General features: G+C 62.5%; 5 protein-coding genes and 1 pseudogene. 1 reads left to right on the top strand and 5 read right to left on the bottom strand.

Features of this window, described 5'->3' with window-relative positions; translation table 11 throughout:
* Positions 1–177: 177 nt before the first annotated feature.
* The 4 genes and pseudogenes from AUL38_RS05455 to AUL38_RS05440 form a co-directional block, all read right to left on the bottom strand.
* Positions 178–1,791, bottom strand: a complete 1,614-nt coding sequence (locus AUL38_RS05455; RefSeq protein ID WP_059059864.1) for a ubiquinol-cytochrome c reductase cytochrome b subunit — start codon at positions 1,789–1,791, stop codon at positions 178–180.
* Positions 1,788–2,876 (bottom strand): annotated as a pseudogene (locus AUL38_RS05450) (Rieske 2Fe-2S domain-containing protein). Before AUL38_RS05450 ends, AUL38_RS05455 begins: the two are co-directional and overlap by 4 nt.
* 57 nt (positions 2,877–2,933) lie before the next feature.
* On the bottom strand, positions 2,934–3,737 hold the full coding sequence (locus AUL38_RS05445) for a c-type cytochrome (RefSeq protein ID WP_059059862.1): 804 nt from the start codon (positions 3,735–3,737) through the stop codon (positions 2,934–2,936).
* 20 nt (positions 3,738–3,757) lie between these two features.
* Positions 3,758–4,372 carry a heme-copper oxidase subunit III gene (locus AUL38_RS05440; RefSeq protein WP_059059857.1) on the bottom strand — a complete coding sequence of 205 codons (615 nt, stop codon included), beginning with the start codon at positions 4,370–4,372 and terminating at the stop codon, positions 3,758–3,760.
* 167 nt (positions 4,373–4,539) lie between these two features.
* Here AUL38_RS05440 and trpD point away from each other — a divergent pair, with 167 nt between their 5' ends.
* Positions 4,540–5,607 carry an anthranilate phosphoribosyltransferase gene (trpD, locus tag AUL38_RS05435; RefSeq protein ID WP_059059854.1) on the top strand — a complete coding sequence of 356 codons (1,068 nt, stop codon included), beginning with the start codon at positions 4,540–4,542 and terminating at the stop codon, positions 5,605–5,607.
* 22 nt (positions 5,608–5,629) lie between these two features.
* Here trpD and AUL38_RS05430 read toward each other — a convergent pair whose 3' ends face one another.
* Positions 5,630–6,241 (bottom strand): phosphoribosylanthranilate isomerase, encoded by a 612-nt coding sequence (locus tag AUL38_RS05430; protein ID WP_059059852.1) that lies wholly within the window; start codon positions 6,239–6,241, stop codon positions 5,630–5,632.
* Between the last annotated feature and the right edge of the window lie 44 nt (positions 6,242–6,285).

Below are 6,285 nucleotides of genomic sequence, written 5' to 3'. Positions count from 1 at the left end.
GCGCCACCCCGCTTCGTCTCAGGCATGGAAGGCTCGTTGCGCCCCTTGCCTGTACCACTCACCGCGGCACTCGTAACGTAGTTGCCGCGCCGGGGCGACCGGCCTCCGAGCGATGGAGAAACGAAGAACCCCCACTGAGCAAAGGCTCAGTGGGGGTTCTGTCAGAGTCGGAGAGGCTTAGTGGCCCTCCTCCTTGCTCTGCTCGATTTCGCCCTGTGTCGGCGGCACGATGCGGTCCTCGAAGAACCAGCGCGTGAAGCCTGCACGGAGACGCTTCCCGAAGGGGATTCGGCCGTCGTCGTTCGGACGAAGCATGACGGGTGCGTAGTCGTGGTAGCTGACAAGCTCCCAGCGCTCGTAGTCGCTGACCGGCTTGTGAACCTCGACGAACTCGCCGCCTGGCATGCGGACGATGCGTCCCGACTCGTAGCCGTGCAGCGCGATCGAGCGATCCTTCTTCTGGAGCGCGAGACAGATGCGCTTCGCCATGAAGTACGCGACGATCGGGCCAACAATCAGCAGCGCCTGGAGCGTGTGGATCACGCCTTCAATCGACAGCTGGAAGTGCGTTGCCATGAGGTCGGAGCTCGCTGCGGCCCACATGACGGCGTAGAACGTGACACCGGCTGCACCGATAGCGGTACGGGTCGGCGCGTTGCGCGGGCGGTCAAGGATGTGGTGCTCACGCTTGTCGCCGGTAACCCACGCTTCGATGAAGGGGTAGATCGCAACGAGAACGATGAAGCCACCCATGATGATCACGGGAACGAGCATGTTCCAGGACCAGGTGTAGCCGAACCACTCAGTCTCCCACCCCGGCGGAATCAGTCGGAGCATGCCATCAGCAAAGCCGATGTACCAGTCAGGCTGAGTACCAGCGGAAACAGGGGAGGGGTCATACGGGCCATACATCCAGACCGCGTTGATTCCGAAGAATGTCGCGATCAGCACGATCACACCGAAGACGATGAAGAAGAAGCCGCCAGCCTTCGCCGCGTACGCGGGCAGGACGGGGTAGCCAACAACGTTGCCCTGAGTCTTGCCTGCGCCGGGGTACTGCGTGTGCTTGTGGATGACCACGAACATGAGGTGCAGTGCGACGAACAGGATCACGAGTGCGGGAAGCACCATGATGTGGAGCATGTACAGGCGGCCGACAATGTCAACACCCGGGAACTCGCCACCGAAGAAGAGGAACGAGAGCCAGGTGCCAACGACCGGGAAGGACTTCAGCAGGCCGTCGATGATGCGGAGGCCGTTACCCGACAGGACGTCATCGGGGAGCGAGTAGCCGGTGAAGCCCTCTGCCATCGCGAGGATGAAGAGCACGAAACCGATAACCCAGTTCAGCTCACGCGGCTTGCGGAACGCACCGGTGAAGAAGATGCGGAGCATGTGCAGACCGATGGACGCTACGAAGAGCAGCGCGGCCCAGTGGTGCACCTGGCGCATGAGGAGTCCGCCGCGTACCGAGAACGACAGGTCGACAGTCGAAGCCATAGCGGCCGACATCTCGATGCCCTTCATCGGAACGAAGGGGCCGTCGTAAACAACCTCGGCCATGGTGGCCTGGAAGAACAGCGTCAGGAACGTGCCCGAGAGCAGGATCACAACGAAGCTGTAGAGCGCGACCTCACCGAGGAGGAACGACCAGTGGTCGGGGAAGACCTTGCGGCCAAACTCCTTGACCGCGACGCCGGCCTTGGTGCGCTCGTCGATGTAGTTCGCCGCCTTAGCGGTGAATGTGCTTGAACCGCTCTGCTGAGTCGGCTTTTCAGTTACGGTGCTCACTTGAGGCGCTCCCAGTAGCTCGGACCAACAGGTTCAGTGAAGTCGCTGCGTGCGATGAGGTAGCCATCAGCATCGACAGTGATCGGAAGCTGCGGCAGCGGACGCTTAGCCGGGCCGAAGATGACCTTCGCCTCGTCTGCGACGTCGAACTGCGACTGGTGGCAGGGGCAGAGCAGGTGGTGCGTGTGCTGCTCGTTCAGAGCAACCGGGCAACCAACGTGCGTGCACACCTTGGAGTACGCGACGATGCCGTTGTACGACCAGTCCTTGCGCTCGGGGCGCTCCTTGAGGTCCTTCTCATCGAGACGGATGAGCAAGACGATCGCCTTAGCCTTCTCGTTGATGAGGTCCTTGGCAGTGCCGAGGTTCTCGGGGACAACGTGGAAGACGGAGCCAATGGTGACGTCAGCTGCACGGATCGGCTCGCCGATCTTGTGGCCGCCGTTGTCGCGTGCGAGGCGGATGCCCTTCTCCCACATGGTGTGCTTGAGTACCTCGACCGGATCGATGTCCTGCGGTGCAAGGCTACGCAGGAGCGTGATGCCGGGCAGCGGGAATGCGATCAGCGCGCCGAAGAGGCTGTTGCGAACGAGGGTGCGGCGCGAGAAGCCCGACTCCTCGTCAGCGACCTTGAACACCTCTGCCGCGGCGACGCGAGTTTCCTCGTCGCTCGGCGCGGGGTGACGCTCGTCGATCGCCTAGACGTCCGACATGAGTGCCTTGCCCCAGTGGACGGCGCCGATGCCGAGCGCGAGGAGCGCAAGTGCCATGCCCGACCCGACGAAGACGGTGTGGAGGCGAATCGCCATTTCCTCACCGGTCTCGATCGGGAAGAACATGTAGGCAAGCACCGACCCCAGGCTGCCAACGATTGAGAGATAGAAGAGTGAGTAGACCGCCCGTTCGGCGCTCTTTTCCTTCTTCGGATCCAGCTCCGTCACACGCTTGCGGTGCGGGGGAAGGCCCGGGTTCTGCACGGCGTCACTCGAGATGACTGCGGCGCCAGCCGAAGACATATCAGCGCCGTGGCTCTGGGCGGCAACAACGGCGCTATCGCCGCCGCTGCTCTTCGCTTCCTCTGCCATTTTGCTCCTTGATTCCTGAAAAGTGTAGATACTGTGCGTGGTCAACCAGTCGTGAGACTAGTTGGACTTCGCGGTGACCCAAACAGTGAGTGCGACGATCGAGCCGAGGCCGATGATCCAGATGAACAGACCCTCCGCGACGGGGCCAATCGACCCGAGCGAGAATCCACCGATCGAAGGCTTGCTCTCGATGTACTTGAGGTACGTGATGATGTCGGCCTTCTGCTCCGGCGTGATGTTTGAATCACTGAAGACAGGCATGTTCTGCGGGCCGGTAACCATTGCGTTGTAGATGTGCGTCGGCTCGAGACCGGTCAGCGGGGGAGCCCACTTGCCCTGAGTCAGCGCGCCACCTGCGCCAGCAACGTTGTGGCACATTGCGCAGTTGATGCGGAACAGCTCTCCACCGCGTGCCGCGTCACCTTCGCCAGCGAGGTGCTGTGCGTCGGGGAGTGCGGGGCCGGGGGCGAGCGAAGCAACGTACGCGGCCATCTGGAGTGTCTGCTCTTCGGTGAACTGTGCAGGCTTCACCATGCCCTGGGGGCCCTGGAAGGCGAGCGGCATACGGCCGGTGCCAACCTGGAAGTGCACGGATGCTGCGCCCACGCCAATGAGCGAGGGGCCGTCCTCGCCACTTCCCTCTGCGCCCATGCCGTGGCAGGTTGCGCAGTTTGCAGCGAACAGCTTCTCGCCGTCCTTGATGACAGCGGGTGAGGTGAGATCCACCTCAGCGGTAGCGGAAGTCGTGCTGATGCCTGCGTAGGCAGCACCGGTCACGACGAGTCCAACCGCGAGCAGTGCTGCGGTGGCAAGCGGGTGGCGACGCCCGGTCTTTGCGGAGTTCTTCTTGGCGCGAGCCATGGTGTCTATTGCTCCTGACTCTACTTAATGACGTAGATGATGTAGAAGAGGATGATCCAAACGATGTCAACGAAGTGCCAGTAGTAGGACACGACGATGGCTGTCGTTTCCTCCTTATGCGTGAAGTTCTTCACCGCGTAGATGCGGCCGATCACGAGGAGGAAGGCAAAGAGGCCGAGGGTCACGTGGATTCCGTGGAAGCCGGTCGTGAGGTAGAACGCCGAGCCGTATGGATCGCTCGCAAGGGTGACACCCTCGGAGACGAAGACCGCGTACTCGTAGGACTGGCCCGCGACGAAGATGGCGCCCATGAAGAACGTGAGGAAGAACCACTCAACGGTTCCCCACTTAGCTGGGCTCCATCCGGTGCGCCGCGGCTGCATCCGCTCAGCGGCGAAAACGCCCGCCTGTGCGGTGAACGAGGAGAGCACCAGGATGGACGTGTTGATAAGCGCAAAGGTGAAGTTGTGCTTCGAGGTCTGTTCGGCCCACAACTCTGGGTTCATGGCCCTAAGCGTGAAGTAAATCGCGAACAGGCCAGCGAAGAACATGACCTCGCTGCCGAGCCACACGATCGTGCCTACGGCGACGCCGTTCGGTCGCTTCACCGCGGGCACGGCTGACTTGGTATTCATAGTGGTCGTTGTCACCCTTCCATTATGGCTGAAAGTTTGGTGTGGATTTTCACTGATGCTCGGCGCGCCGAATAATCTGTGCAAAATACCGTTACAGCCTACCCCGCTTGCTCGCATTCGTGGACCACTTCGCCCGGGGCGCGGCGTGTCGTCACTAGGATTGTCTCATGACTGAAGACCGGACTTGGCCAGCAATTCTTTCGACCCTCCTCGCGGGGGAGGATCTCAGTGTTTCCCAGGCGGAGTGGGCCATGGCCCGTTTCATGACCGGCGAGGCGACAGACGCTCAGATTGGCGGATTCCTCGTCGCGCTGCAGTCCAAGGGGGTTTCCGTTGAGGAAGTCATCGGTTTCCGTGACGCGATTCTCGACGAGGCCGCGCCAATCAAACTGCCCATTATGTCCCTCGATATTGTGGGAACAGGGGGAGACCGCTTTGGAACCGTCAATATTTCCTCGATGGCCTCAATTGTTGCCGCGGCTGCGGGGACACCCGTGGTGAAGCATGGCAACAAGGCCGCCAGTAGTTTGTCGGGCTCCTCTGACGTGTTTACCTCGCTCGGGATCAACCTGCAGCTCGATGCTGACCAGCTTGCTCGGTCGTTTGAGCGCGCCGGAATCGCCTTCGTACACGCCTCACGCTTCCTCCAGGGGTTCAAGCACGTCGCCGCGCCACGCGCGGAGTTGGGCATCCCCACGGTCTTTAATTTCCTCGGGCCGCTGTGCAACCCGGTGCGTCCAGAAGCGTCGGCTGTCGGCGTGGCGGATCTCGACCGAGTCCCAATTTTCGTCGGCGTGTTCCGCCTGCGTGGGGCGTCAGCCCTCGTCTTCCGCGGGGACGATGGTCTCGACGAGCTGACGACGACGGGTCACTCGCGAATTTGGGAAGTCAGTCGGGGCGGGCTCACCGAACACGACCTTGAACCGCGCGACCTCGGAATTCCACGGGCCGATATTTCTTCGCTTATCGGTGGAACTCCCGAAGAAAATGCAGATGTCGTTCGGCGTGTCCTTGGCGGCGAAAAGGGGCCTGTGCGTGACATCGTGCTGCTCAACGCCGCAGCAGGCTTGGTTGCGTACGATATTGCCGCGCAGCCCGACTCGGTCGAGACACCGCTGCTTTCGCGGCTGCGAGACAAGCTCGAGCTTGCCGAATCCGTCATAGATTCCGGCGCGGCTGAAGCGAAACTGCAGTCCTGGGTGGATGCCACCCAGGCAGCCGGCTCACACGCCTGACGCGCCTGCGGGCGCGGTGTGCTTACGCGCCGCGCGCCGCTGCGATAAACCGTGAGATGAGATCCAAGCTCTTCTCGCCGGGCGCAGACTCGATGCCACTGGACACGTCGACCCCGCCTGGACGGGCGGTAGCGATGGCGTCCGCGACGTTGTCGGGGGAGAGGCCGCCGGCCAGGAGCCAGTCTGCGCCGAGCTCCGCCTGTTCAATGAGCTCGAGGTCCCACGGCTCGCCCGATCCCGCGACGGCGCTGTCAACGAGTAGCCGGTCCTCGCCGTAGGCGCCGGCACGGAGATCGGGGACGTCCGCGAGGCTGGCCGCTCGCCATACCCTCGGGTGGATCGCCGCCGCTGCGGCAAAGTCTTCGCGCCTGTAGCGGCCGTGGAGTTGCAGCACGTCGAACCCGAGGCGGGCGGCCGTTGCTGCAGCAATCGCCGCTGGCATTTCGCGTACCACGAGCACGGTGTCGATGTCTGGCCGCTCACGCTTCGCGGCGTCGATCACTGCGACGGCCTGCTCCTCGGTGGCGTGGCGTGGACTTGATTCGCTCATGACGACCCCGACCGCATCCGCCTGGTTCGCGGCGGCACGGGTTGCGTGTGCGGGCTCACGGAGGCCACAGATCTTGACGTACATGGCGGCAAGCTTAGTGGGAAGGGACCTGTCCGTTAGCCTGGGGG

Source organism: Leucobacter sp. G161 (assembly GCF_001482305.1).
Classification (GTDB): Bacteria; Actinomycetota; Actinomycetes; order Actinomycetales; family Microbacteriaceae; genus Leucobacter.
Note: the sequence above shows the minus strand (reverse complement) of the source record. Positions and strands in the feature narration are given on the sequence as shown.

Bases quoted from the DNA above. Each gene is read 5' to 3' on its own strand.
- AUL38_RS05445 (WP_059059862.1), bottom strand. From the start codon at position 3,737: ATGGCTCGCGCCAAGAAGAACTCCGCAAAGACCGGGCGTCGCCACCCG.
- AUL38_RS05440 (WP_059059857.1), bottom strand. From the start codon at position 4,372: ATGAATACCAAGTCAGCCGTGCCCGCGGTGAAGCGACCGAACGGCGTC.
- trpD (WP_059059854.1), top strand. From the start codon at position 4,540: ATGACTGAAGACCGGACTTGGCCAGCAATTCTTTCGACCCTCCTCGCG.
- AUL38_RS05430 (WP_059059852.1), bottom strand. From the start codon at position 6,241: ATGTACGTCAAGATCTGTGGCCTCCGTGAGCCCGCACACGCAACCCGT.